Below are 25,196 nucleotides of genomic sequence, written 5' to 3' on the forward strand. Positions count from 1 at the left end.
TCGCCGGCCGCACCTGGCCGGCCGCACCTGGCCGGCCGCACCTGGCCGGCCGCACCTGGCCGGCCGCACCTACATGCGGCGGAACAGCAGGTCCCAGACGCCGTGACCGAGGCGCTCGCCGCGCTGTTCAAACTTGGTCAGGGGCCGGGAATCGGGCCTGGGTGCAAAGTTGCCGCCACCGGCGGTATTCTCCAGCCCCGGCGTCGCCGACACCACCTCCAGCATTTGCTCCGCGTAATTTTCCCAGTCGGTTGCGAGGTGCAGGATGCCACCCGGCTTCAGGTAGGCAACCAGCTGTGCGGCAAAAGCCGACTGGATCAGACGCCGCTTGTGATGGCGCTTCTTGTGCCAGGGGTCGGGAAAGAATATCTGGATCGTATCCAGGGAGGCCGGCGGGATGCAGTCGCGCAGTACCTCGACCGCGTCGTGGCAGTAGATGCGGATATTGTCCACGCCCTGCTCCGCCATGCTGTGTAACAACTTGCCGACACCGGGACGGTGCACCTCGATGCCAATAAAGTCGGTGCCGGGCGCCGCCGCGGCCATGGCGACCAGGGACTGCCCCATGCCGAAACCAATCTCCAGCACCCTCGGGGCATCACGGCCGAACACTGCAGGATAGTCCAGGGAGCCATCACTGTGGGCAAGGCCGAAGCGCGGCCAATATTCATCAAAGGCACGCTGCTGGCCATCGGTGAGGCGGCCCATGCGCAGGACATAGCTGCGGATGGGACGGTGCGGGGTATCAGCCATGGTTCAGGGAAGCAGTTTCCAGGATGCGGCGGCCAGGCAACCCCAGCCGGCAATAAAAGCCAGGCCGCCCAGCGGCGTTATCGCACCCAACCAGCGCAGGCCGCTGAAACTTAGCAGGTACAGGCTTCCAGAGAACACCACCAGGCCCAGCAGAAACAGCCAGCCACTGTTGCGCAGCAGGTTCACGTGGGGATAGTTGAGCGCCAGGATGCCGACCGCCAGCAACGCCAGGGAATGGTAGAAGTGATACTGGACTGCCGTTTCGTAGACGCCAAGGGCATAGGTGTCCAGGCGGTTCTTGAGGGCGTGGGCGCCAAAGGCGCCAAAAGCGACGGCGAGGGCGCCACTGATGGCGGCGCTGGCAATAAAGAACTGGGCCATGTCAGGTATCCGGCGGCAACGGGAGCGCCAGTGTAACGCAAAACGCCAGCGGCGCTCCCGCAGGACGACTATCAGGCGACGATAGCGGTGCGCAGCTTTTTCATCGCGTTCTGCTCCAGCTGGCGGATACGCTCGGCCGAGACCTCGTACTTCGCCGCCAGCTCGTGCAGCGTGGCCTTCTCTTCCGCCAGCCAGCGCTGGGCGAGGATATCGCGGCTGCGCTCATCCAGGTCCGCCAGCGCGACATACAGCTGCTCTTCGCTGTTTTCCTGCCAGTCGTCGGATTCAACCGCCAGGGCCGGATCACTGCGCTGGTCTTCCAGATAGTACTGGGGCGCCTGCCAGGCATCGTCGTCATCCTGGTCCAGGGGTGAGTCGAAGGCGACATCGCGGCTGCTCAGCCGGCCTTCCATGCGCTGGACTTCGGCTATATCGACACCGAGGTCATTGGCCACGGCCTGCGCCTCTTCCGCGCTCAGCCAGGCCAGGCTTTTCTTGGCACTGCGCAGGTTGAAGAACAGCTTGCGCTGGGCCTTGGTAGTGGCGATCTTGACGATGCGCCAGTTGCGCAGGATAAATTCGTGCATCTCGGCTTTGATCCAGTGCACGGCGAAAGAAACCAGGCGCACACCCTTCTCGGGGTTGAACCGCTTCACCGCCTTCATCAGGCCAACATTGCCCTCCTGAATGAGGTCCGCCTCCGCCAGCCCATAGCCGGAATAGCTGCGGGCGATGTGCACCACAAAACGCAGGTGGGACATGACCAGTTGCCGGGCTGCTTCGACATTGTCGTTGTAGTACAGATCCTCTGCCAGCTCTCTCTCGCGCTCGGGGGTCAGCAGCGGAATGCTGCTTACCGCCTGGACATAGGCCGCAAGATTGGCGCCCGGGACCATCTGGTCGACCGGCAACAGGGTTTTGCTCATGCGAGATTCTCCATGTTCAATGAGGCCGATTCTAGCACTCATTCCATTAGAGTGCTAATCGCGGGAAAGTTCCCTGAAAAACCCCGAGCCCCTGAGTATTTGTCTTTAATAACAACGGGTTGACAGACATGCTCAACGGGGAGCAATTCGCCCCAGATGACGGGAAACGGCCAGCCAGGCACCCGCCAGACCGAGCAGTCCCCCCAGCACCACGAGGTTGAGGCTGCCCATGACCCCCAGCCCTCCCAGCTCGAAACTGCTTTGATAGAGCTCCGCCAGACGCGCCACCGGCTCGCCCAGGAACCACAGCGCGGCGGCAACCAGCAGGGCCGCAAAAAATCCTCCCCCAACCCCGTACCAGAGCCCGGTATAGAGGAAGGGTCGGCGGACAAAGCCGTTGCTGCCACCCACCAGCTTGACCACGACGATTTCTTCGCGCCGGCTCTCAATGGCGAGGCGGATGGTATTGCCGAGAATCAGGACCACGCCCGCCACCAGCACCCCGCCCAATGCGAGCACCATGCGCCGACTCAGTTCCATGAGGGTATTGAGCCGCTCCAGCCAGGCCATGTCCAGAACGGCTTCTGCAACCCGCGGGTCCGCCGACAGTTCCCGGTGCAGCGCCGCCACCGGGCCGGCTCCGGGGGCCGGCGTCACCAACAGCAGGTCGGGCAGCGGATTGTTGTCCAGGCTGTCGAGCACATCCGCAAATCCGGAAAGCAGGCTGAACTCCGCCAGTGCCTCCTCCCGGGAAACAAATACCACGGCCGCAATATCCGGCCTCTGCTGCAGCTCCCGATGCAACTCCCTGGCCTCGTCGGCGCTGGCGGTCGCCGTCAGGAACAGCGACAACTGGGCGGGACTGTCCCACTTGTCACTGAGCTTGCGGGCGTTGTCGAGAGCGACATCCAGGGCCGCGGGCAAGGCCAGGGCTATTCCTATCACCAGCCAGGTGAGCAGGCTGGACACAGGGTTGTCCAGCACCCGGGCCAGGCTTTCGGCAGCCGACAGACGATGATGGGTCAACCAGCCGTTGAAACGGTGGCGAATCCGCGCACGGCTGGTGCTGGCGCCGTCCCGCCGCGACCTGCTCTCAAGCGCACTCATGCGCGGTTACTCACCAGGCGCCCGTCGCGCAGGGTCAGGATGCGGTGATGCAGGCGGGAAATCAGGGCCAGGTCATGACTGGCGATCAGCACGGTAACACCCACCTGGTTGAATGCCTCAAACAGTTGCATGATCTCCGCCGACAGCGCCGGGTCAAGGTTGCCGGTAGGTTCATCAGCCAGCAGGATGCGGGGCCGCGCCACCACCGCCCGGGCAATACCCACGCGCTGCTGCTCGCCGCCCGATAGTGTGATGGGCAGGGCTCGCTCCTTCGCCAGCAAACCCACCTTGTCCAGGGCCGCCCGCACCCGGCGCCCGACCTCGCGCTGATCGTAGCCGGCAATCACCAGTGGCAGCGCCACGTTGTGGTAGACCGAGCGATCAAACAGGAGCTGGTGGTTCTGGAACACGACACCGATGTTGCGGCGGTGGGCGGGAATACCCCGGTTACCGACCCGGGCCAGGTTCTGACCGTCGACAATCACCTGGCCGCGACTGGGGCGCTCAATCAGCATGATCAGGCGCAGCAGGGTGCTCTTGCCCGCGCCCGAGTGCCCGGTGAGGAACACCAGCTCGTTCTGGCCGATCTCGACGCTGACTTCACTCAGGGCCTCGTGGCCCTCCGCGTAGCGTTTGCTGACACGGTCAAAAGTGATCATGGTTCGGGATCGGTACCTGCACCAGCAAACAAGGCTTCAATAAAGGGCTCCGCCGCAAACGGCCGCAGGTCATCGGCAGTCTCGCCGACACCGATAAAGCGGATTGGCAAGCCCAGCTTGCGGGCAATGGCGAAGATGATCCCGCCCTTGGCCGTACCATCGAGCTTGGTCAGGGTCAGCCCGGTAACACCCACCACCTGCTGGAACTGGCTGGCCTGGGCCAGGGCGTTCTGACCGGTACCCGCATCCAGCACCAGCATGACTTCATGCGGAGCCTCCGGGTCCAGCTTGCCCATGACCCGGACCACCTTGCGCAGCTCCTCCATCAGGTGGTCCTTGTTGTGCAGTCGGCCGGCGGTATCCGCGATCAGGACGTCGACGTTGCGGGCCTGGGCGGCCTGCAGGGCATCGTAGATCACCGAGGCACTGTCGGCCCCCGAGTGCTGGGCGATTACCGGCACCTGGTGGCGCTGGCCCCAGACCTGCAACTGCTCCACCGCCGCGGCGCGGAAGGTGTCCCCCGCCGCCAGCATCACCGAGCGGCCCTCGGCCTGGTAGCGACGCGCCAGCTTGCCGATGGTGGTTGTCTTGCCGACACCGTTGACGCCAACCATCAGGATTACAAAGGGCTTCTTGCCCGCCACTTGCAACGGCTCCTCGCAGGGGCGCAGGACTTCCAGCAGCTCCTCCTGCAACGCCCGCTGCAGGGCATCCGGACTGGTCAGCTCCTTGCGCGACACCCGCCGGGTGAGGCGATCGATAATCTCCACCGTGGCATCGACGCCTACATCTGCCAGCAACAGCCGCGACTCCAGCTCCTCCAGCAGGTCTGCATCGATTTCCTTGCGGCCCAGGAACAGCGTGCCCAGACCCTGGACCAGGGTGTCACTGGTACGCCCCAGACCGCGACGCAGGCGGGCAAAGAAACCTGCCTCGGTGGCAGCGACCGGGCGCGCGGCGGGTTCGGTTACCGAGGGTGCCCGGTCGTCGCCAGGCGCGGGCACCATGGCTTCCGCGGCGGGCACCGGGGGCGACACCGGCGAAGACTCCGCCGCCAGCTCTCCGGCCTCGGCAGCCCCTTCGGCCACGTCAGTTCCGGTCGCCGCATCAACGGCAGTCTCAGGCTGTCCGGGTAACTTCCTGTTGCGTTTGAAAAACTTCATGAGTCTCGTGTTAGAGTTTGCCGGAGGGCATCCGCGGGATGGCGTATCCTATCACTCTTGGGCGGAGCGGCGAAATGACGGGGAGGAGCAGGCGGCGACCACAGGACCCGCCCACGGTGGCCGGCCTGCTGCGCATCATCGGCGGGCGCTGGCGCGGGAGAAAGCTGCGCTTTACCGCCGCCGAAGGCCTGCGTCCCACGCCGGACCGGGTGCGCGAAACCCTGTTCAACTGGCTTGCCGCCGACATTCGCGAGGCGCGGTGCCTGGATCTGTTCAGCGGGTCCGGCGCGCTGGGCCTGGAAGCCCTGTCCCGGGGCGCGGCACAGTGTGATTTCGTCGACAGCAATCCCGGCAGCCTTGCGCAGATCAGGCGTCACCTGCAGACTCTGGAGGCGACAACGGCGGGCTCCTGCCATGCGGCCCGGGCCAGCGATTTCCTGGCCCGGGCCGACAAGCCCTGGGATATCGTTTTTATCGATCCGCCTTTCGGCCAGGGGTTGGTGGCACCCGCCTGCGAACTGCTGCAAAGCCGGGGATTACTGGCAGGGGGAGCCAGTATCTATATCGAAACCGGTAGCGGGGACAGCCTGCCGGCGCTGCCGGAAGCCTGGCAGTTGCACCGGGACAAGACCGCCGGCGCGGTCAACTATCGCCTCTACCGCTGCCCGGCAGACGCTGGACCGCAGACTGCGGCAGAGGGGCATTTGCACCGGAATCAGTGAGTGTTTACCATCCGCAGCTCGAACCCTGACGCCGGACGGCACAATGCGCACGCACACGGTCATCTACCCGGGCACCTTCGACCCGATCACCAACGGTCACGTTGATCTCACCGAGCGGGCGGCCCGCCTGTTTGGCAAGGTCGTGGTGTCCATCGCCCACAGCGAAAAGAAAACCCCCCTGTTCTCCCTGGAGCAACGGGTGGAGTTGTGCAAGGCATCCCTGCAACACCTGGACAATGTGGAGGTGGTGGGTTTCAGCAATCTGCTGATCGAATTTGCCAAAAGCCAGGGCTCACGCTGTGTGCTGCGCGGCCTGCGCGCGGTGGCGGATTTCGAGTATGAATTCCAGCTGGCGAACATGAACCGGGCAATGGATCCGGAGTTCGAGAGCGTTTTCCTGACGCCCTCGGAACACCTGTCCTATATCTCTTCGTCCCTGGTCAGGGAAATTGCGGCGCTGCGCGGTGATATCACGCCTTTCGTGCCCGAGCCGGTGGCCCGGGCCCTGCAGGCCAGGTTCAGCTAGTCGGCGGACTGCGCGTCGGCGGACTGCGCGTCAGCGGACTGCTTGTTCCGCTCGCGGTAGCGCTCAATATCCTTGTTGGTGTAGCCGGTCTCGCGGCAACCCAGGCACCTCAGGAACGTGGTTTCCGCCGGACCGACCATAAGCGTCTCGGCGGCCTCGCCGGCATGGCCGGCCATCAGCGTAAAGGGAAGGCTGACTATCCAGGCGGCAGTTCCGCCCACGGTCATGACCAGGCCAATGGGACGCGCCAGCAACAGATCGCCAACCATGGCTCCCGTCGAGGGGCTTTCGTCGACCGCGGTCTGGGCCGACAGCGACGGTGCCGCGACCATGGCGGCCACAAGTGTGATGGATGCGAGACGACGGCTTACACTGCTTTTTTTCATTTTCCACTCCCGGAAAGAACCCGACCCCAAACGGCTACGCCTGCAGTTTAGCCTGTTCAGCGCTGACAGGCCACGCAATAGACGGTAGCTCGCTGCCCCAGCCGGCACTCGCGCAAAGGCCGGTCGCAGCGCTTGCAGCCCTCCCCACCACGGCCGTATACAAACAGTTGCTGGGCGAAGTAGCCAGGCTTGCCATCTCCACCAACAAAGTCACGCAACGTAGTGCCGCCCTGGATTATAGCGGAAGTAAGCACTTGCTTAACACACTCAGCCAAGCGCTCGTAGCGAGCCCGGCCGATGCGTCCCGCCGGGCGGTCAGGGCGAATTCCCGCCAGGAACAGGGCTTCATTGGCGTAAATATTACCAACCCCCACGACGATGTGACCATCCATCAGGAAGGACTTGACCGGTCCGCGGCGACCGCGGGAGCGCCGGTACAGCAGCTCACCACTGAAATCGGATGACAGGGGTTCAGGACCCAGGCTCTCCAGCAGGGGGTGCGAGGCACCCGGCTCCAGCCACAGCATACAGCCGAAGCGGCGAGGGTCGTTGAGGCGCAGGCGGTCGCCGCTGGCGAGCAGGATTTCGACGTGGTCGTGGCGCAGCAGCGGGCTGCCATCGCGGATGACCCGCAGAGAGCCCGACATGCCGAGATGGACCAGCAGGCTGCCGGCCGCGGTGCGGAACAGGAGATATTTCGCCCGCCGCTCCACGGCCTCGATCAACTGCCCCTGCAGCCGCAGGGCCAGGTCGGGCGGCACCGGCCAGCGCAAGCGTGGCTCCCGCACCTGCACCGCAACCACTCGCTGGCCCCGGCTCCATGGCTCGACACCGCGGCGCGTGGTCTCTACCTCAGGTAGTTCAGGCATCAGCGCAGCCCACAAAAAACCCCGACCTGGGCCGGGGTTTGACGAGTACCGAAGACACTGATCGATTACTTGATCTTGCCTTCCTTGTACATGACATGCTTGCGAACCACAGGATCGTACTTCTTCATTTCCAGCTTGTCCGGGGTGGTGCGCTTGTTCTTGTCAGTGGTATAGAAGTGGCCTGTACCGGCTGACGAAATCATTCTGATCTTGTCTCTCATGGTTTCTCTCCTTCAGCTCTGACAGCTCAGACCTTGATGCCATTGGCGCGGATATCGCTCAGCACCTGGTCGATGCCCTTCTTGTCGATAATGCGCATGCCCTTGCTGGAAACCCGCAGGGACACGAAGCGCTTCTCGGACTCAACCCAGAACCGGTGGTGATGCAGATTGGGCAAAAAACGACGACGGGTGCGGTTTTTCGCGTGTGATACATTGTTACCGGTGACCGGACGCTTGCCGGTTACCTGACATACTCTTGCCATGTTCGCCTCTCCCATTACCACGGGACTTGTAAAATTGGTGTGGCCAAACGGGTCTGAAATGGTACCCCGGCCGCGCGGAGCGCGACTTTATACCAGAAGGCAACCCGCTTCGCAAGCAAAAGCGGGGCCTATAGCAAGCCGCTCTCGGCGAAGGAATAGCTCTGCCCGCGGCCGATAATCACATGGTCCAGTACCCGGATGTCGAGCAGCCCCAGTGCGGACTGCAGCCGCTCGGTGATACGCCGGTCAGCCTGGCTGGGCTCGGCCACCCCGGAGGGATGGTTGTGCGCCAGAATGACTGCCGCGGCGTGATACTGCAGCGCCCGCACCGCCACTTCGCGCGGATACACGGCGGCGCCGTCGAGGGTGCCGTAGAACAGATCTTCGCAGCGGATGATCCGGTGCTGATTGTCCAGAAACAGGCAGGTAAACACTTCCCGCTGCTGGCCGCCCAGATGATGTTGCAGGAAGCGCCGCGTTTCCCGCGGGCTGCACAGGGCGCTGCCGGCCCTGGCCTCTTCCAGCGCATGCCGCCGGGCCAGCTCCAGGGCCGCTGCCAGCTGCGCGACCTTGCCGGCTCCCATTCCCGGGCTGCCCAGCAGCGTTTCCTGCCCCGCCGCCAGCAGCCCCGATAGACTGCCGAAGCGCAGCAGCAGTTCCCGGGCCATATCCAGCGCCGTATGGCCGCGGCGCCCGGTACGCAGCATCACCGCCAATACCTCCGCATCGGACAACGATACCGCCCCCCGCTGCAGCAATTTTTCCCGCGGACCCTCGCCGGCGCCCCAGTGCCTGATTGACATCGGCTCACCCTCCCTGGCAATGCCTGTGCTGTGTCAAAACCCCTGACGTGATGGTATTGTCTCTATCTCTCAAACTCATTGTCCCAGTTCGGTGGCCGCAGTGGCACATCTTTTCAATCGCAATGTTGTGCTCGGCGTCAGCGGCGGCATCGCCGCCTACAAGGCTGCGGAACTGGTGCGCCAGCTCAAGGAACTGGGGGCCGATGTACGGGTGATCATGACCCGCGGCGCCCGCGAGTTCATTACTCCCCTGACCCTGCAGGCCCTGTCCGGCAGGCCGGTACACACCGAACTGCTGGATACCGAGGCGGAACTGGGCATGGGTCATATTGAGCTCGCCCGCTGGGCCGATCTGTTGCTTGTGGCCCCGGCGACCGCAGACCTGCTGGCCCGGCTTGCAGCGGGCCGCGCCGACGACCTTCTCACCACCGTTGCCCTCGCCACCGCGGCACCCAGGCTGCTCGCACCGGCAATGAACCAGCAGATGTGGCGCGACCCGGCGACGACCGCCAATGTCAGCGTGCTCGCCGAGCGGGGTTTCCACATAATCGGCCCCGCCGATGGCGAGCAGGCCTGCGGCGACGTCGGCCCCGGGCGCATGGAGCAGCCCGCAGCCATTGCCCGGGCCGCAGCGGACCTGTTCAGCAGCGGCCTGCTGGCGGGCAAACGCGTGGTGATCACGGCGGGGCCCACCCGTGAGGCGCTCGATCCCGTCCGCTACCTGTCCAACCACAGCTCGGGAAAGATGGGCTTCGCCCTGGCGCGAGCCGCGGCGGATGCCGGCGCCCTGACCACCCTGGTGAGCGGCCCGGTGCAGCTGCCGACGCCGGATCATGTACACCGGGTCAACGTGCAAAGCGCGGAGGACATGCTGCGGGAATGCCTGGGTCTGGTGCCGAGCTGTGATGTTTTCATTGCCTGCGCCGCGGTCGCCGATTATCGTCCGGCCGCCGTGGCCGGGGAGAAAATAAAGAAGGGGGCCGAACGCATCACCCTGGAACTGCAGCGCAACCCGGATATTCTCGCCACAGTGAGCGCCAGCGCCGACGCGCCGTTCACCGTGGGATTTGCCGCAGAAACAAGCAACATCATTGCCTACGCAAAAGGCAAGCTGGAGAGCAAGGGAGTGGACATGATAGTCGCCAATGACGTTTCCGACAGCAGCATTGGCTTCAATAGCGACAACAACGCGGTGACGGTGCTCTGGGCGGAAGGCCACCGGGAACTGGCCCGGGCGAGCAAGGCGGCCATAGCCCGGGAGCTGGTCGCACTGATCGCAGAACGGCTGGGTACCGCTCGTGACTGACCGGGATCCGCACAACAGCCGCGGGGTAATCGCCGGCAAAAGCACGCTGTTCAGGATTACAGCCATAGCGCTGCTCCTGGCGCTGGCGCCCCTGCTGGCCGGGTTTGGCTATCTGGCCCTGCTTCGGGAACCGCAGCTGGAGAGCAGGCACATCCAGACCATCAGCGCCATGGTGGCCAGGCAACAGGCGACCAGTCTCTCTACCCTGCTCCAGGACCTGGATCTCAGGCTGCAGCAGGCAGCCCGGGCGACGTCCTGGCAGCGGCAACTGGGCGAAGGCGCCGATCCGGAAGCACTCGCCGCGACCCTGCTGCCCTATTTTCCCGAGTTTTCCGAGCTGAGGCTGATACCGCTGACAGACGTGGGCACCGCCACCCTTGGCGAGGGAAACTACGGTCTGCGCAACCATATCGAGGTCGATCTGGTGCGCAGGGCTGCCACCGGCGAGGGCGGAAGACCCGAGGCCTACACTATTGACGGGGAACAGTTCACTGTCGTGGCGTTCCTCGCCCCCAACCGGACAAGAGGCGAAAGCCGCACCGCGGTCCTCTGCACGCTGCGCCAGCAGGGGCTGATCGCGCACCTGCAGACCGGCAAAGATGACCTCGGGGCAGTGGTTCTGGAACAAATGTTCGGCAATAATCGCAGCGAGCTCCTGCGCACTGGCCAGAGCGGTACAGACGGCCTGCCCTACCGCGCCGTGCAGGCAGTCCCGGACACTGCCTGGCAAGTATCTTTCACCCCCTCGGACACCCTGGTGGCAGAACTCGACGCAAGCCGGCTGCCGCTGTTGCTGGTGCTCGGCGTAATGCTGGGGGGCGTTTGCGCCGGGCTGCTCACTGTGATTCTGTGGCTGCCGCGACTGGTCGGCCGCGACGTGGCCCGGATCATCGACAGCGCCGGCCTGAAAACACGCCTGCATCTGGATATTCCCCATCTGGTACCCCTGGGACAACACCTGCGCGGCCTGCTGGCCGGGCAGACTACCGCCCCCGCAAACGATGACGCCAGACCCACACCTCCCGCCGTACTCACCGGCCACCACCTGACCAACCCCCTGTTCCAGCGCGACACCATTCTGGACTCCGAGGCCTCTGAAGACGAGGAGAGCCTGGAGCTGGAACTGGGAGAGGAAAGCGCGGAGCCAGTGACTGCAGAGCTCCTTCCACAGCATATTTTCCGGGCCTATGACATCCGCGGGAAGGCCGACAGCGAGCTGGGCGACACCGCCATAGGCCTGATCGGCAGCGCCATAGGCAGCCTCGTGACCGGGATGAATCAGGATACCCTGGTGGTGGGCTGCGACGGCCGCACGTCCAGTCCACGTATCAAGCGGGCCTTGATCCACGCCCTGCTGGATACCGGATGTCGGGTAATAGACATCGGCGTAGTCCCGACACCACTGCTGTACTATGCCACCCGCAAACTGACCAAACATTCCGGCATCATGGTTACCGGCAGCCACAACCCGGCCGCAGACAACGGGCTCAAGATCGTCCTTGACCACTACAGTGTCGCCGGTGGCCTGATACAGCAAATCCGGGAGAGAGCGCTGGCGGGAGATTTCAGCGAGGGCCAGGGCAGCCTGTCCCAGGCGGACCCGCTGCCCGACTATCTGGATGAAGTGGTCGGAGACATCGCCCTGACCCTGCCCCTGAAACTTGTGATTGACGCCGGCAACGGCGCTACCAGCGAGCTGGCGCCGCGCCTCTTCTCCGAGTTGGGCTGCGAGGTTGTGCCGCTGTTTTGCGATATCGACGGTGACTTTCCCAACCGCTCGCCCGATACCAGCAGGGAAGACAACCTCGGCGCCCTGGTAACCACAGTCGTGCGCGAGAAAGCCGATCTGGGCATCGCTTTCGACGGCGATGGTGACCGGCTGGCGGTGGTCACCAGCTCCGGTCAGATACTGCGTACAGACCAGCTGATGATGCTCTATGTGCAGGACGTCGTCTCCCGACATCCGGGAACTGATGTCGTCTTCGACATCAAGTGCAGCCGCAATCTGTCCCGGTTGGTGGTAGACCACGGCGGCCGCCCGGTCCTGTCGAAAACCGGGCACGCCTTCATGAAAGAAAAAATGGTGGAGACCGGCGCCCTGTTGGGCGGCGAGTTTTCCGGGCATATATTTTTCGGCGAGCGCTGGTACGGGTTTGACGACGGCCTGTACGCAGCGGCCAGACTGGTGGAAATCATCAGTAACCAGGGCGACTCCCTGGATCAGTTGATGAGTGTGTTCCCGCAAACTGCCAATACGCCCGAGATCCTGATTCCAGTGCCCGAGGCGACCAAGTTCGCACTGATAGAAAAATTCATCGAGAACGCCAGTTTCCCCGAGGGCAAGACCAACACCCTGGACGGCTTGCGGGTCGATTTCAGTGACGGCTGGGGCCTGATACGGGCTTCCAATACCTCCCCCGCACTGACCGCACGGTTTGAGGCCTCCTCACCCGAGCAGTTGCAACTTATCATGGACACTTTCCGGGTCCAGCTCGCGGCGATTGCCCCGGGCCTCGAAATCCCCGACTGATCTCATTTACCCGGGCGCAAGCCCTGTGCAGGAACCGTTATGTCACTCGATCGCGAATCGGCCATGAATATCGCCAGGGTATTGACCGAAGCCCTGCCCTACATCCAGCGTTTCACCGGCAAGACCATTGTGGTCAAGTTCGGCGGCAATGCCATGGTGGACCCCCTGCTGCACGAGAGCTTCGCTCGCGATGTGGTGCTGATGAAACTTGTCGGCATGAACCCGGTGGTGGTGCACGGTGGCGGCCCGCAGATCGGCGAGCTGTTGAAGAAGCTCAACATCCACACCGAGTTCGTGAACGGCATGCGGGTAACCGACAGCGAAACCATGGACGTGGTGGAGATGGTGCTGGGCGGCAGTGTCAACAAGGAGATCGTCTCCTCCATCAGCCGCGCCGGCGGCAAAGCCATTGGTGTTACCGGGAAGGATGGCCAGCTGATCCGCGCCCGCAAGCTGCGGGTCAACCGCTACAGCCCGGAGCTGGGCGCTTCTGAAATTGTCGATATCGGTCACGTTGGGGAAGTTGAGCAAATCGACACCGAAGTGCTGCAGGTCATCCTTGGCAGCCATTTCATTCCGGTTATTGCACCGATCGGCGTTGATCGGGAGGGGAACACCTACAATATCAACGCAGATCTTGTGGCGGGGAAAATCGCCCAGGTAATCCGTGCCGAGAAGCTCATGTTGCTGACCAACGTCTCCGGTCTACTGGACAAGGACGGCAATATCCTTACCGGCCTCAGCACCGGGCAGGTGGACGGGCTGATTGCCGACGGCACCATCAGCGGCGGCATGCTACCCAAGATCGGCTGTGCCCTGGATGCGGTAAAGTCCGGGGTTGCCAGTGCCCATATTATCGACGGCAGGGTACCCCACGCCGTTTTGCTGGAAATCTTTACCGACATCGGAATAGGGACCCTGATTACCAGCCGCCCGGGTTGAGGCCGCAAAAAAGCCCCGCCGTCGGCCCGGAGTTATTGCAGGACCGCCGGTGAGCCGCTAGCATTATCGAATCCTCTGCCGATCGTGAGCGTCATGCCGCCAAAAAAGTCCCAACGCCGCCAGCAGATCCTGGAAGCGCTTGCCCAGATGCTGGAGGCCGGCCCCGGCACCCGCATCACCACCGCAGGGCTGGCGCGCCAGGTGGGTGTCTCGGAAGCTGCGCTGTACCGACACTTTCCCAGCAAGGGCAAGATGTTTGAGGGACTCATCGAATTCATTGAGGACACCCTGTTCTCCCGCATCAGCATCATCCTCAACGAAGAACCCGGCGCCGCTGCGCGCTGTGCCAAACTGCTGCTGCTGCTGCTGGCGTTCACCGAGCGCAATCCGGGTATCACGCGCATTCTGACCGGCGACGCCCTGACGGGTGAGACCGGGCGCCTCCATCAGCGAGTCGTGCAGTTGTTCGACCGTTACGAAACCCAATTAAAGCAGGTGCTGAGGGAGGCGGAGTTGCGCGAGGGCCTGCGACCGGTGATCCCCCTCGGAGCGGCAGCCAATCTGCTCATGGCAACCGCCGAGGGGCGGATAGCCCAGTTCGTGCGCAGCGGTTTTACCCGCTCTCCCACTGCGAACTGGCAGGAACAGTGGGATCTGGTGATGGACGGCTTCTTCCGCCAGGTCGTTACCAGCCCGGCCGCAGGGCAGTCAGGGTCACTGCTGGGACAAGCCTAGTTCTCCTCCCCGGTGTCGGTGCCGGTATCGGTGTCCTCTGCGTTCTCTACAACAGGTGGCCCCCCCCGCAGCTGCACATTTTCCTGTAGCAGCAAGAAATGCTCGATATCGGCGGCAAAGCTCGCCTCTGCCTCCTCCAGGTCGCCTCTGCGCTCTGCAATCTGCCGCTCAGTGGAAACCACTTTCCTCTGCAACTCGGCAATGGTTTTCAGTAGCTGCGGATCCACCTCCGTGCCGCGGCGCTCAAGATCAGCCGCCTGGGCCTGGTATTTTTGAATCTGCTGGCTATACCCTCGACGATTGCTCTCCAGGATATTCAACCGCATGCGCAGGTCGCCGAGGGACCGGTCCCGGGCCGCCTCTATATCCGGCACTGTGCTATAGCGCAGCAGCAGGGCCTTGTCGTACCGGCGCAACCGCGCCTCCTCTTCAGCCGAGATGAAGCTGCCATCGGCCAGTTCCTCCGCCGTCGGCGTTCGCGGTACTACCCGCAGGACCACGCCGCGAAGGTTGAGGACCTCGTAGCCTCCGGCAACGTACTCGGGAGGCACCTGATAGTCGACAACGACGACCCCGTCCGAGTTGATATAGCGGTACAGCTCCTTGCCCTGGGCATGCGCGAAAAGGGCATGACCCGACAGAAGAAGCGCCAGAGTTGGGTATAGCAAATATCGCGTTGCAGTCATGTTCCCAATATAGAGCCTGCCACATGGGCAAACAAGTCACACCCCATAGCGCAGACGATAGCTGCGCATGGCGGCCAGCGCCTCCGCGTGATCGTCCCCGGCAGCTTCGAGGTAGGCGATGATGTGGTTCATCTCAATGATGCTGAGGACCGGTATACCGAACTCCGCTTCGATTTCCTGGATTGCCGACAACTCCCCGGCACCGCGCTCCTGCCGGTTGAGACCAATGGCCACCCCGGCGAGACTGGCGCCGGCGGCCTCGATCATGGCGATGACCTCACGGACTGCGGTACCGGCGGTAATGACATCGTCAATCACCAGTACCCGTCCGCGGAGGGGAGCCCCCACCAGGACGCCGCCCTCGCCGTGGGTCTTGGCTTCCTTGCGATTGTAGGCGAAGGGAACGTCGCGTCCGTGCCCGTCGGCCAGGGCTATGGCGGTTGCCGCCGCCAGCGGAATACCCTTGTAGGCTGGCCCCAGGATGACGTCAAACTCGATCCCGGCGGCAACAATACTCTGGGCATAGCAACGCCCCAGCGCCGCCAGGGCGGCGCCACTGGCGAAACCGCCAGCATTGAAGAAATAGGGGCTGACGCGCCCCGATTTCAGGGTAAATTCACCAAACTTGAGCACCTCGTAACGGCGAGCCAGTTCAATGAACTCCTGCTGATATGTATTCATGCGCTAATCCGGTGCAGGGTAAAAGCTGCGAAATGAGGGGATAGGGGTTATGATTCCGCAGCAGCGCCGCTATTATGGGCGGCTGCGGTTGTTCGCCGCCATCAACCGGCGTCCGACTTGTCCAATTTATGATACACGCTCTCTCTGCAAGGGGCCACGCATGAGGATCATCAGTTTCAGTGCCGACGGCATCCAGCACGCCGCCAGCAATGGTTTTTATGACTGGCTGAGCGAGCAGGACGCGGACTTCGTCTGTATCCAGGATCTGCGCTGCACAGAGTATGACCTGCGCGACGACCTGTACTTCCCGCGGGAATACAACGCCTACTTTTTCGACCATATGGACGGCAAAACCGACGGCGTGGCCATCTACTGCCGCAAGCTGCCCAAGGCCATCATGACCGGCCTCGGTTTCGCGGACTTTGACATGGAAGGCCGCTATATCCAGGCCGACTATGAAAACCTGAGCGTGGGTTGCCTGCTGGCGCCCTACGCAGAACCCGGCAACGCCGAACAGCTGCGGCGCAAGACCGAATTCTACGGCTTGCTGCAGCATCACCTGCAGAAAATCCGCAACAAGCGCAGGGAGTTCATTATCTGCGGCAACTGGCATATCGCCCACACCGCGGCCGACGTGCAGGATACCGAGCGCAACAGCAACACACCCGGTTTCCTGGCGGAAGAGCGGCAATGGATGGACGAGCTGGTCGAGTCCGGCTATGTAGATGCTTTCCGGGAAATCAATTCCGATAGCGACGAGTTCAGCTGGTGGCCGGACGGTGAGCCCGGCGAGAACGGCTGGCGTACCGACTTCCAGGTCGTGTCCAAGGGGCTGAAGTACGCTGTGGATTATGGCGCGCTCTACAAGGCGCGGGTGTTTTCCAGTCACGCGCCGGTGATCATGGACTACGATATCGAGGTCTGACTGCGCGAGGGGCGGTCTGGGATTTGGGGCCAGGCGGGCAAGTAGAGGCATTGCCCACCTGGGCCCAAATCTCAGCCGCCCTTTGAGCGCCGCACAAGATTCAGCCCGCAAGGGCCTGTTTTTGCAGGGCAAACAGGTGGCGGATACCTGACTCCGCAAGATCCAGCATGGCGTCCATCTCGGCGCGGTGAAAGGGTTGGCCCTCAGCGGTGCCCTGGACTTCGATAAATCCGCCGTCTTCACCCATGACCACATTCATGTCGGTATCAGCCCTGGAGTCCTCGCGGTAGTCCAGGTCCAGCACCGGTACGCACTGGAAAATTCCCGCGGACACCGAAGCCACCATCTGCAGCAGCGGTTCGGTGGTAATCAGTTTCTTGCGCTGGAGGTGGTTCAGGGCATCGACCAGGGCCACGCAGGCGCCGGTGATGGCCGCGGTGCGGGTGCCACCGTCGGCCTGGATAACATCGCAGTCCACGGTAATGGTGTACTCGCCCAGCTTTTTCAGGTCCACGGCGGAGCGCAGGGAGCGCCCGATAAGGCGCTGGATTTCCAGTGTGCGCCCGCCCTGCTTGCCGCGGCTGGCTTCGCGATCCATACGCGAGCCGGTGGAGCGCGGCAACATGCCGTACTCGGCGGTAACCCAGCCGCTGCCGGTTCCGCGCAGGAACCGGGGTACCCCGGCATCCACCGAAGCGGTGCAGATGACTTTGGTGGCGCCGAACTCCACCAGCACAGAGCCCTCGGCGTGGCAGGTATAGTCGCGCGTCAGGGTGACGGTACGCAGGTCGGCGGGCGCGCGGCCACTGGGTCTTTGCATGGGCTGGAACTCCGGTCAGAATGGCAACGCGACAGTATACGCGAGCCATGGCCGCGCTGCAGGCCCGGGAGTGCGCTTACGGGATTGCAATCCTGTGAGCTGGCTGTGCAAACTGCTAGACTTCCCGTTCCCCCCAGCGTAGTAAGGCACCCCCTTGGCAGCCATTTACAGCATGACCGCCTTTGCCCGCGAGTCCCTGGAGACCGCACAGGGCGCCCTCACGGTCGAGATCCGCACCGTCAACCACCGCTATCTGGATTGCGGCTTCAAGCTGCCGGAGTCCCTGCGCAACCTGGAGGGGAAGTTGCGCCAGCAAGCCGCCTTGAAGCTGGCCCGGGGCAAGGTGGAGTGCGCTTTCCGGCTGCAACCGCTGTCCGACCAGCTGCCGGCGCTGGAAATCAACCAGGAGCAGCTGCGGCGGGTCGTTGAGGCCGCCAGCCAGGTGACCCGGGCACTGGGACAGGCGCAGCCGCTAAACCCGTTGGAGGTGCTGCAGTTTCCCGGCGTGTGCAGCGTTCCTGCAACAGATGAAGAAGCGCTCCAGGTCAGTGCCGCTGCCGTGTTCGAGCAGGCCCTGGATTCACTGGTCGACAATCGCGCCCGGGAGGGTGCCAAGCTGGCCACCCTGATCCGGGAGCGGCTGGCGCAGGTCGAGGAGGAAACCGCGGCCACCCGCGCACTACTGCCGGAGCTCAAGGCACAGCAGAATAGCCGCCTGCAGGCGCGGCTGGCCGAGTTGCAGGTCGAGGTCGACAGCGGGCGACTGGAGCAGGAGCTCGTCTACCTGGCCCAGAAGGCAGATGTGGACGAGGAACTGGACCGGCTGCAGACCCATGTGGAAGAGGTGCGCCGCACCCTCGACCAGGGCGGCCCCTGCGGCCGACGACTGGATTTCCTGATGCAGGAGCTGAACCGGGAGGCCAATACCCTGTCTTCCAAGTCCATCGCCAGCAGCAGCACCCACAGCGCGGTCCAGCTCAAGGTCCTGATCGAGCAGATGCGGGAACAGATTCAGAACATTGAGTAACGGGGGAGCAACACTGCTTGCCCCAAGGCCCGCGTCACTGTGTAAAATGCCCCCCAGTACACATCCGGAATAGGACAGCCCCAGATCATGAGCGGCACCGGCACCCTGTATACCGTCTCCGCCCCCAGCGGGGCCGGCAAGACCAGCCTGGTCAATGCGCTTATCGAGCGCTGTGAGCGCCTGCGCGTCTCGGTATCCCACACCACCCGACCCCAGCGCCCGGGCGAACAGGACGGGGTCAACTACCACTTCATTGATGAGCCGGCGTTTCTCCGCATGCTGGACAAGGCCGCTTTTCTGGAACACGCGCGGGTGTTCGGCAACCTGTATGGCACCTCCCAGGCCTGGGTAGAGGAACAGCTGGCCACCGGCACTGACGTCATTCTGGAGATCGACTGGCAGGGAGCCGAGCAGGTCAAGCGCCTGCTGCCCGCCACCCGCGGCATATTCATCCTGCCACCGTCGCGACAGGCCCTCGAGCAGCGTCTCACCGGCCGCGGCCAGGACGACCCGGGCATCATCGCCGCGCGCCTGGCAGAGGCGGTCGAGGAGATGTCGCACTACGTCCAGTCCGATTACCTGGTGGTCAACAACGACTTCGACCAGGCCCTGTCCGAGCTGGAGGCCATAGTGGTCTGCCAGCGGCTGCAAACGCCCCGCCAGCAGGAAGTGCTGACCGACCTGCTGCTGAATCTGCTCGACAGCTGATTCGTCAGCGGCATTATTCACATCGCCTCGCGGCTATTCGCCGCTGTACCCTAAACCCGTCAATGCGGGTATAATTGAGGGTTCGTTAACCCCAACAGGATTGATTGACAGATGGCACGCGTAACCGTTGAAGATTGTCTGGAAAATGTAGATAACCGTTTTGAACTGGTGATGGTCGCCAGCAAGCGCGCCCGCCAGATCGCCACCGGCGGCAAGGATCCCCTGGTGGAGGAAGAGTCCGACAAGCCCACCGTTATCGCCCTGCGTGAAATTGCCGAGGGCCTGATCACCTCGTCCATCCTCACCCGCGAAGAGGAAATGGACGCGGAAGAGGAATTCGCCGAAGTCATGGCGGCGTCTCACGAGTCCTTCTGATGTCTTTCGGGCATCCTTGCTAGGCAGGTACCATTACTGACATGCAAACCATCGATGCCCTTGATTCCACCCTCCGCAGTTACCTGGACGTCGAACAGGCCCGGCAGGTTCGGCGCGCCTACTACTTTGCCGAGCAGGCCCACTTCGGGCAGATCCGGCGCAGCGGCGAGCCCTATGTAACCCACCCCCTGGCCGTTGCCGGTATCCTCGCCGACATGCACATGGACCACCAGAGCCTGATGGCGGCCATGTTGCACGATGTCATTGAAGATACCGGCATCGACAAGGACTCCATTGGCAGCCAGTTCGGGCCCGCGGTGGCGGAACTGGTGGACGGGGTCAGCAAGCTGACCCAGATGGAGTTCAGCTCGCTGGCTGAAAAGCAGGCGGAAAACTTCCAGAAAATGGCCCTGGCCATGGCCAGGGACATCCGCGTGATCCTGGTGAAACTGGCGGACCGCCTGCACAACATGCGTACCCTCGGTGTCCTGCCCCAGGACAAGGCCCGCCGGATCGCCCGCGAAACCCTGGAAATCTACGCTCCCATCGCCATGCGCCTGGGCATGAACTCGGTGCGCATCGAGTTCGAGGACCTTGGCTTCAGCGCTCTCTATCCCATGCGCGCCACCCGCATTGCAGCGGCGATGCGGGCCGGCAGCGGCCACCGCAAGGAGCTGGTCGACAAGATCCGCCACCAGATCGAGTCCACCCTGGAGCAGGAGGGCCACGATGTCGAGGTGATTGGCCGCGAGAAGCACCTCTACAGCATCTACAGCAAGATGAAGTCGAAGAAGAAGTCCTTCGCGGAAATCATGGACATCTATGCCTTCCGCATCATCGTCGACTCGGTGGATACCTGCTACCGGGTGCTGGGCTCCGTACACAGCCTCTACAAGCCGGTGCCGGGAGAGTTCAGCGACTATATCGCGATCCCCAAGGCCAACGGCTACCAGTCCCTGCACACGGTGCTGATGGGCATGCATGGTGTACCCATTGAAATCCAGATCCGGACCCGGGAAATGGAGGAGATGGCGAACAACGGAATCGCCGCGCACTGGCTGTACAAGAGCGATGGCCAGTCCGCCAACGGCAGCCACGCCAGGGCCCGGGAATGGGTGCAGGGGCTGCTGGAAATGCAGCAGCGGGCCGGCAATTCGCTGGAGTTCATCGAAAGCGTCAAGATCGACCTGTTCCCGGACGAGATTTACGTGTTCACACCCAAGGGCCGCATCCTGGAGCTGCCCCGCGGCGCCACCGCCGTGGATTTCGCCTACGCGGTGCACACGGACGTCGGCAACAGCTGCGTGGCCTGCCGCATCAACCGGCGGCTGGCGCCCCTGTCAGAGCCCCTGCAGAGCGGCCAGACCGTTGAGATCCTCACCGCGCCGGGGGCGCGCCCGAACCCCTCCTGGTTCAACTACGCGGTTACCGCCAAGGCGCGGACCAATATCCGCCACTTTCTCAAGCACCAGACCCGGGAGGACTCTGTCGCCCTCGGGCGGCGCCTGCTGGACAAGGCCCTGCAGGCCTTCGACAGCAGCCTGGAACAGCTTCCCGCCAGCCAGATGCAGGACTACCTGAAACGGCACGAGTACGCCGCCCTGGATGACCTGCTGGAAGACATCGCCCGCGGCAACCGGCTGCCACCCATTACTGCCCAGCAGATTCTCGGGGAGCTGGCGGCAGGCCAGCTGGAGCCGGCGGAGCAGAAGCCGCAGCCCATGGCCATCCGCGGCACCGAGGGCTTCATGGTCACCTACGCGCGCTGCTGCCACCCGATTCCGGGCGACCCCATCGAGGGCTACCTGAGCTCGGAAAAAGGCGTGGTGGTGCACCGCGAGCGCTGCAAGAACCTGGCGGAGATGCGCGAGAACCGCGAGCGCCTGGTGGCGCTGCGCTGGGATGAACAGGTACAGGGCGAGTACCTTACCGAACTGAGGATAGAAGTGGAAAACCGCCGCGGCATGATCGCGGTGCTCGCCACGCGTATCAACAGCATGGGCGTGAACATCGAGAAGATCTCCACCGAAGACAAGGATTACCAGTTCACTTACGTCGACCTCGCCATGCAGGTCAACAACCGGATCCACCTCGCGCGGATCATGAAGCGCCTGCGCACCGTCAACTCGGTGCGCCGGGTATCGCGACTCAAGAACGAGGCGCCCGCACGGCGCCCCAAGCAGGGAACAGGCAAATGACCAACCGCGCCATCATCTCCAGCCCCGACGCCCCCGCCGCGATCGGACCCTACTCCCAGGCAGTCAAGGTGGGTAACACCGTGTGGCTCTCCGGCCAGATTCCGCTGGTGCCCGGCACCATGGAACTGGTCACCGGGGACATCCGCGCCCAGGCCCAACAGGTGTTCAGCAACCTGGCTGCCGTGGCCGAAGCCGCCGGCGGCACGCTCAACAGCGCGGTGAAGATCAATATCTCGCTGACCGACATGGGCGACTTTGCCACCGTCAACGAGGTGATGGCGGAATTCCTGCAGGCCCCCTTCCCGGCCCGGGCCTGTGTCCAGGTTGCCGGCCTGCCCAAGGGTGTCGCTATCGAAGTCGAGGCAATCCTGGCCCTCTGACACCCCGGCGCCCGCTTCAGTCGCCCGGCAGCGGGCGTTCCTCCAGTACCGCGGTATAACCTGCTCGATAGTCAGGATACTTGAGCCTGTAACCGCTGGCCCTGAGGGCCAGGTTGCGGCAGCGCTTGTGGCCACCTGCGCGCATGCCATCGACGCGGTTGCGCCACTCGGCAATACCCAGCGCCTGCGCCAGCCAGAGTTCGACCTCGAACTGCGGCGCGGGCGCGTTGTCGACCGCAATCATGGTTCGTGCCGGGGCGACACCCCGCTGCCATTGTTGCAGCAACCAGGCCAGCAAGCCCCCCACATCATCCCGGTGAATCCGGTTGCTGTAGCGCAGCGGCGTCTGCGGGCACAGCTCGCCACCGGCGATCCGGCGCAGCAGATAGCCCTCGGGCTGGCCGTAGATACCGGCACAGCGCAGCACACAAGCCGGGTGCTCCGAATCGAGTAGTTGCCGCTCAGCGTCGATAATCGCCAGGGCGGCGGGATCAGCGCTTGCCAGGGGGCTGTCATCCTCTACCCAGCCGCCCCCTGCCTCCGCGTAGACACGGGTACTGGACACCATCACGACGCCCGCCGGACGATGCCTGCCCAGGCCAGCGAGCACCTTGCGCATGGCCCGGCTGAATCCCGCGCGGTATCCGGCCTCGCCGCCGCCGGTCGGCTTCAGGGTAAGAATGACAAAGTCCGGCGCCAGTGCTTCCAGCATGGTCAGAGAGGTGTCCTCGGCGGCGTAGTCCGCAGCAATCCCGGCAAAACCCCGGGGCAGGGAGCGGGTATTCCGCCGCAGACCCGTCACCGACCAGCCCTCCTGCTGCAGGATACCGCCGGCGCGGGCCCCGAGGTCACCACAACCGACAATCAAAACGCTTTTGCCCTTCATCTGCCCTTCCCTGACTGGTTACACTGTGCAGCTTCGACCCAACGGGCCCAACGCCGTGATCACAGTGTACTGCACCCCCTGCGCAGGTGCCCGCACCACCCTCCCCGGAGTCTCCAGTCTTGGCCGTGCTTGAACCCCAGCCGGTTACCGCGCTGCGGGGGGTCGGTCCACGTCTCGCCCGGCAGCTGGAAGACTACGGCATCAGCCAGGTAGAGGACCTGCTGTTTCACTTGCCCCTGCGCTACCAGGACCGCACCCGGGTCACCCCGATCGCCGCGTTGCAGGAAGGGGGCGAGGTGTCCGTCGAGGGCGAGGTGCGTCTCGCGGACATCGTGTTCGGCCGGCGGCGGAGCCTGGTGGCGCGGATCCAGGACGGCACCGGCACCCTCACCCTGCGCTTCTTCCACTTCAGCGCGGCGCAGAAGAAGGGTCTGCAGCCCGGCACCAGGCTGCGCTGCTTCGGCCAGATACGGCGCGGTGCCAGTGGCTATGAGATCTTCCACCCGGAGTACCGCCTGCTCGCGGACGATGACGACGACGGGTTCGCCGGCGCTGCGGGCGCCGCCGGGGACGCGACCCTGACACCGGTGTATCCGACCACCAGCGGGATCGGGCAGGCCCAGTGGCGCAAGCTCTGCGCCCAGGCCCTGCAGCAGCTGGAACGGGCCCAGCCCAGGGATCTCCTGCCCACCGGCAGCGGACAGCGCTTCACTCTGGTGGAGGCCCTGCGCTACCTGCACGCACCGCCGCCGGACGCGCCGTTGCAGGCGCTGTTGGGGGGAACCCATCCGGCACAGTTGCGGCTGGCACTGGAAGAGCTCGTCGCGCACAACCTGTCGCTCCTGCGACTGCGGGAGAAACAGCAACAAAGAGCCGCGCCGTCCCTGCCGCAGGGCCGGGCAGCTGCGCTGCAGCGGTCCCTGTTGGCCGGGCTCCCCTTCAGCCCCACCGCTGCCCAGTTGCGGGTGATGGCGGAAATCGGCCAGGATCTGGCGCAACCCCTGCCCATGCTGCGCCTGGTCCAGGGGGATGTCGGTTCCGGCAAGACCCTGGTTGCGGCTCACGCCGCGCTGCAGGCAATCGCCAACGGCTACCAGGTGGCGTTGATGGCCCCCACGGAGATTCTCGCCGAACAGCACCGGCTCAATTTTGGCGGCTGGTTCGAAGCCCTGGGCATTGACCTGGAATGGCTCAGCGGGCGGGTGAAGGGCAGGGCCCGCAAGGCCGCGACAGCGAGAATCGCCTCCGGCGAGGCGGCCATGGTGATCGGCACCCATGCCCTGTTCCAGGAGGATGTAGCCTTCCATCGCCTGGGCCTGGTCATGGTCGACGAGCAGCACAAGTTCGGCGTGCACCAGCGTCTCGCGCTGAGTGAGAAGGCGGGCATCGACGGTCGCCCGCACCAGCTGGTGCTGACCGCCACTCCCATCCCGCGCACCCTGTCGATGGTGGCCTATGCCGACCTCGACTGCTCGGTCATCGATGAACTGCCGCCGGGCAGGCAGCCAGTGACAACCCTGCTGGTGGACAGCCAGCGCCGGGATCAGGTCATGAGCCGGGTTGCCAGCGCCTGCGCCGAGGGCCGCCAGGCCTACTGGGTCTGTACCCTGATTGAGGAGAGCGATGCCCTGCAGGCCCAGGCGGCGGAAGCGACCGCGCAACTGCTGCGGGAAGCGCTGCCGGATCTGTCGGTGGGCCTGGTGCACGGGCGAATGAAACCCGCGGAAAAAGCGGCCGTCATGGCCGCGTTCAAGGCGGGCGCGGTGGCGCTGCTGGTGGCGACCACGGTGATTGAAGTGGGTGTCGATGTCGCCAATGCGAGCCTGATGATCATCGAAAACCCGGAGCGGCTGGGGCTGGCGCAGCTGCACCAGTTGCGAGGCCGGGTCGGACGCGGCGGAGGCGCCAGTCACTGTGTGTTGCTCTATCAGGCGCCGCTGTCGCGCAGCGGCAAGCAGCGCCTGGTGGCCATGCGCGAGAGCAACGACGGCTTCTACATCGCCGAGCGGGACCTGGAGCTGCGGGGCCCGGGAGAAGTGCTGGGTACGCGCCAAACCGGTCTGCTGGCTTTCCGCATCGCCGAGCTGCCGACCCACAACCACCTGCTGGAGCGGGTACAGGCTATCGCCGCAAACCTGCAGGGCGGCGACCCGGCCATTGTCGACGAGCTGATCCAGCGCTGGACCGGCAGCAAGGCACGCTTCGCCGAAGTCTGAGG

The 25,196-nt window shown here is 64.0% G+C and carries 28 protein-coding genes; 13 read left to right on the top strand and 15 right to left on the bottom strand.

From position 1 onward, the window contains the following. Positions 1-69: 69 nt before the first annotated feature. From trmB to ftsY, 6 genes are all read right to left on the bottom strand, one after another. Positions 70-753 (bottom strand): tRNA (guanosine(46)-N7)-methyltransferase TrmB, encoded by a 684-nt coding sequence (trmB, locus tag RJQ10_RS11200; protein ID WP_350146584.1) that lies wholly within the window; start codon positions 751-753, stop codon positions 70-72. A 3-nt stretch (positions 754-756) separates the two neighbouring features. Beyond that, the gene (locus RJQ10_RS11205; RefSeq protein ID WP_350146585.1) at positions 757-1,134 is read right to left on the bottom strand and encodes a DUF423 domain-containing protein; all 378 of its coding nucleotides are present in this window, start codon (positions 1,132-1,134) and stop codon (positions 757-759) included. Between the two features lie 71 nt (positions 1,135-1,205). Continuing rightward, on the bottom strand, positions 1,206-2,060 hold the full coding sequence (gene rpoH, locus RJQ10_RS11210; RefSeq protein WP_350146586.1) for an RNA polymerase sigma factor RpoH: 855 nt from the start codon (positions 2,058-2,060) through the stop codon (positions 1,206-1,208). A 132-nt stretch (positions 2,061-2,192) separates the two neighbouring features. Further along, positions 2,193-3,167, bottom strand: a complete 975-nt coding sequence (ftsX, locus tag RJQ10_RS11215; protein WP_350146587.1) for a permease-like cell division protein FtsX — start codon at positions 3,165-3,167, stop codon at positions 2,193-2,195. Further along, entirely contained in the window at positions 3,164-3,826 is a 663-nt protein-coding gene (gene ftsE, locus RJQ10_RS11220) for a cell division ATP-binding protein FtsE (protein WP_350146588.1), read from the bottom strand. Before ftsE ends, ftsX begins: the two co-directional genes overlap by 4 nt. Continuing rightward, the gene (gene ftsY / locus RJQ10_RS11225) at positions 3,823-4,989 is read right to left on the bottom strand and encodes a signal recognition particle-docking protein FtsY (protein ID WP_502880235.1); all 1,167 of its coding nucleotides are present in this window, start codon (positions 4,987-4,989) and stop codon (positions 3,823-3,825) included. Before ftsY ends, ftsE begins: the two co-directional genes overlap by 4 nt. 74 nt (positions 4,990-5,063) lie before the next feature. Between ftsY and rsmD the strand changes: the two genes are divergently transcribed. Together rsmD and coaD are read left to right on the top strand one after the other, a co-directional pair. Then, entirely contained in the window at positions 5,064-5,711 is a 648-nt protein-coding gene (gene rsmD, locus RJQ10_RS11230; protein WP_350146592.1) for a 16S rRNA (guanine(966)-N(2))-methyltransferase RsmD, read from the top strand. A gap of 43 nt (positions 5,712-5,754) precedes the next feature. Continuing rightward, the gene (gene coaD, locus RJQ10_RS11235) at positions 5,755-6,237 is read left to right on the top strand and encodes a pantetheine-phosphate adenylyltransferase (RefSeq protein ID WP_350146594.1); all 483 of its coding nucleotides are present in this window, start codon (positions 5,755-5,757) and stop codon (positions 6,235-6,237) included. Here coaD and RJQ10_RS11240 read toward each other — a convergent pair. The 5 genes from RJQ10_RS11240 to radC form a co-directional block, all read right to left on the bottom strand. Further along, positions 6,234-6,623: a hypothetical protein gene (locus RJQ10_RS11240; RefSeq protein ID WP_350146596.1), complete on the bottom strand. Its 390-nt coding sequence runs from the start codon at positions 6,621-6,623 to the stop codon at positions 6,234-6,236. The genes coaD and RJQ10_RS11240 overlap by 4 nt on opposite strands. Before the next feature lie 56 nt (positions 6,624-6,679). Continuing rightward, on the bottom strand, positions 6,680-7,492 hold the full coding sequence (mutM, locus tag RJQ10_RS11245) for a bifunctional DNA-formamidopyrimidine glycosylase/DNA-(apurinic or apyrimidinic site) lyase (protein WP_350146598.1): 813 nt from the start codon (positions 7,490-7,492) through the stop codon (positions 6,680-6,682). Between the two features lie 65 nt (positions 7,493-7,557). Beyond that, positions 7,558-7,713: a 50S ribosomal protein L33 gene (gene rpmG / locus RJQ10_RS11250; RefSeq protein WP_027950179.1), complete on the bottom strand. Its 156-nt coding sequence runs from the start codon at positions 7,711-7,713 to the stop codon at positions 7,558-7,560. A gap of 26 nt (positions 7,714-7,739) precedes the next feature. Next, positions 7,740-7,976 (bottom strand): 50S ribosomal protein L28, encoded by a 237-nt coding sequence (gene rpmB / locus RJQ10_RS11255; protein WP_350146600.1) that lies wholly within the window; start codon positions 7,974-7,976, stop codon positions 7,740-7,742. Between the two features lie 128 nt (positions 7,977-8,104). Next, positions 8,105-8,779, bottom strand: coding sequence for a RadC family protein (gene radC / locus RJQ10_RS11260; RefSeq protein WP_350146602.1), 675 nt, complete (start codon positions 8,777-8,779; stop codon positions 8,105-8,107). Between the two features lie 100 nt (positions 8,780-8,879). Between radC and coaBC the strand changes: the two genes are divergently transcribed. From coaBC to slmA, 4 genes are all read left to right on the top strand, one after another. Further along, entirely contained in the window at positions 8,880-10,085 is a 1,206-nt protein-coding gene (coaBC, locus tag RJQ10_RS11265) for a bifunctional phosphopantothenoylcysteine decarboxylase/phosphopantothenate--cysteine ligase CoaBC (RefSeq protein ID WP_350146604.1), read from the top strand. Further along, on the top strand, positions 10,078-12,615 hold the full coding sequence (locus tag RJQ10_RS11270) for a phosphomannomutase/phosphoglucomutase (protein WP_350146606.1): 2,538 nt from the start codon (positions 10,078-10,080) through the stop codon (positions 12,613-12,615). Before coaBC ends, RJQ10_RS11270 begins: the two co-directional genes overlap by 8 nt. Positions 12,616-12,654: 39 nt before the next feature. Beyond that, positions 12,655-13,557 (top strand): acetylglutamate kinase, encoded by a 903-nt coding sequence (gene argB / locus RJQ10_RS11275; RefSeq protein WP_350146608.1) that lies wholly within the window; start codon positions 12,655-12,657, stop codon positions 13,555-13,557. A 93-nt stretch (positions 13,558-13,650) separates the two neighbouring features. After that, positions 13,651-14,292, top strand: coding sequence for a nucleoid occlusion factor SlmA (gene slmA / locus RJQ10_RS11280; RefSeq protein ID WP_350146610.1), 642 nt, complete (start codon positions 13,651-13,653; stop codon positions 14,290-14,292). On the opposite strand, the gene RJQ10_RS11285 is transcribed toward slmA, so the two are convergent. Together RJQ10_RS11285 and pyrE are read right to left on the bottom strand one after the other, a co-directional pair. Next, positions 14,289-14,960, bottom strand: a complete 672-nt coding sequence (locus RJQ10_RS11285) for a hypothetical protein (RefSeq protein WP_350146612.1) — start codon at positions 14,958-14,960, stop codon at positions 14,289-14,291. The genes slmA and RJQ10_RS11285 overlap by 4 nt on opposite strands. 54 nt (positions 14,961-15,014) lie before the next feature. Then, positions 15,015-15,659, bottom strand: coding sequence for an orotate phosphoribosyltransferase (gene pyrE, locus RJQ10_RS11290; RefSeq protein WP_350146614.1), 645 nt, complete (start codon positions 15,657-15,659; stop codon positions 15,015-15,017). A gap of 160 nt (positions 15,660-15,819) precedes the next feature. On the opposite strand from pyrE, the gene RJQ10_RS11295 reads away from it, so the two are divergent. Further along, on the top strand, positions 15,820-16,584 hold the full coding sequence (locus RJQ10_RS11295) for an exodeoxyribonuclease III (RefSeq protein WP_350146616.1): 765 nt from the start codon (positions 15,820-15,822) through the stop codon (positions 16,582-16,584). Positions 16,585-16,684: 100 nt separating this feature from the next. On the opposite strand, the gene rph is transcribed toward RJQ10_RS11295, so the two are convergent. Further along, the gene (gene rph / locus RJQ10_RS11300; protein WP_350146618.1) at positions 16,685-17,404 is read right to left on the bottom strand and encodes a ribonuclease PH; all 720 of its coding nucleotides are present in this window, start codon (positions 17,402-17,404) and stop codon (positions 16,685-16,687) included. 154 nt (positions 17,405-17,558) lie between these two features. Here rph and RJQ10_RS11305 point away from each other — a divergent pair, with 154 nt between their 5' ends. The 5 genes from RJQ10_RS11305 (at position 17,559) to RJQ10_RS11325 (ending at position 22,092) form a co-directional block, all read left to right on the top strand. Next, a complete protein-coding gene (locus RJQ10_RS11305; RefSeq protein ID WP_350146620.1) occupies positions 17,559-18,431 on the top strand; it encodes a YicC/YloC family endoribonuclease in 873 nt (290 codons plus the stop codon). Positions 18,432-18,518: 87 nt separating this feature from the next. Then, positions 18,519-19,139, top strand: coding sequence for a guanylate kinase (gene gmk, locus RJQ10_RS11310; protein ID WP_350146622.1), 621 nt, complete (start codon positions 18,519-18,521; stop codon positions 19,137-19,139). Between the two features lie 111 nt (positions 19,140-19,250). Next, entirely contained in the window at positions 19,251-19,514 is a 264-nt protein-coding gene (gene rpoZ / locus RJQ10_RS11315; protein ID WP_350146624.1) for a DNA-directed RNA polymerase subunit omega, read from the top strand. Between the two features lie 41 nt (positions 19,515-19,555). Beyond that, positions 19,556-21,712 carry a bifunctional GTP diphosphokinase/guanosine-3',5'-bis pyrophosphate 3'-pyrophosphohydrolase gene (spoT, locus tag RJQ10_RS11320; protein WP_350146626.1) on the top strand — a complete coding sequence of 719 codons (2,157 nt, stop codon included), beginning with the start codon at positions 19,556-19,558 and terminating at the stop codon, positions 21,710-21,712. After that, the gene (locus RJQ10_RS11325) at positions 21,709-22,092 is read left to right on the top strand and encodes a RidA family protein (protein WP_350146628.1); all 384 of its coding nucleotides are present in this window, start codon (positions 21,709-21,711) and stop codon (positions 22,090-22,092) included. The genes spoT and RJQ10_RS11325 overlap by 4 nt, the downstream gene beginning before the upstream one ends. Positions 22,093-22,108: 16 nt before the next feature. Here the strand turns inward: RJQ10_RS11325 and RJQ10_RS11330 are convergent, their stop codons facing one another. Next, positions 22,109-22,978 (bottom strand): Rossmann-fold NAD(P)-binding domain-containing protein, encoded by an 870-nt coding sequence (locus tag RJQ10_RS11330; RefSeq protein ID WP_350146630.1) that lies wholly within the window; start codon positions 22,976-22,978, stop codon positions 22,109-22,111. A gap of 119 nt (positions 22,979-23,097) precedes the next feature. Between RJQ10_RS11330 and recG the strand changes: the two genes are divergently transcribed. After that, entirely contained in the window at positions 23,098-25,194 is a 2,097-nt protein-coding gene (gene recG, locus RJQ10_RS11335) for an ATP-dependent DNA helicase RecG (protein ID WP_350146632.1), read from the top strand. Positions 25,195-25,196: the final 2 nt, after the last annotated feature.

The organism is Haliea sp., assembly GCF_040222615.1.
In the GTDB taxonomy this organism is placed as follows: domain Bacteria; phylum Pseudomonadota; class Gammaproteobacteria; order Pseudomonadales; family Halieaceae; genus Haliea.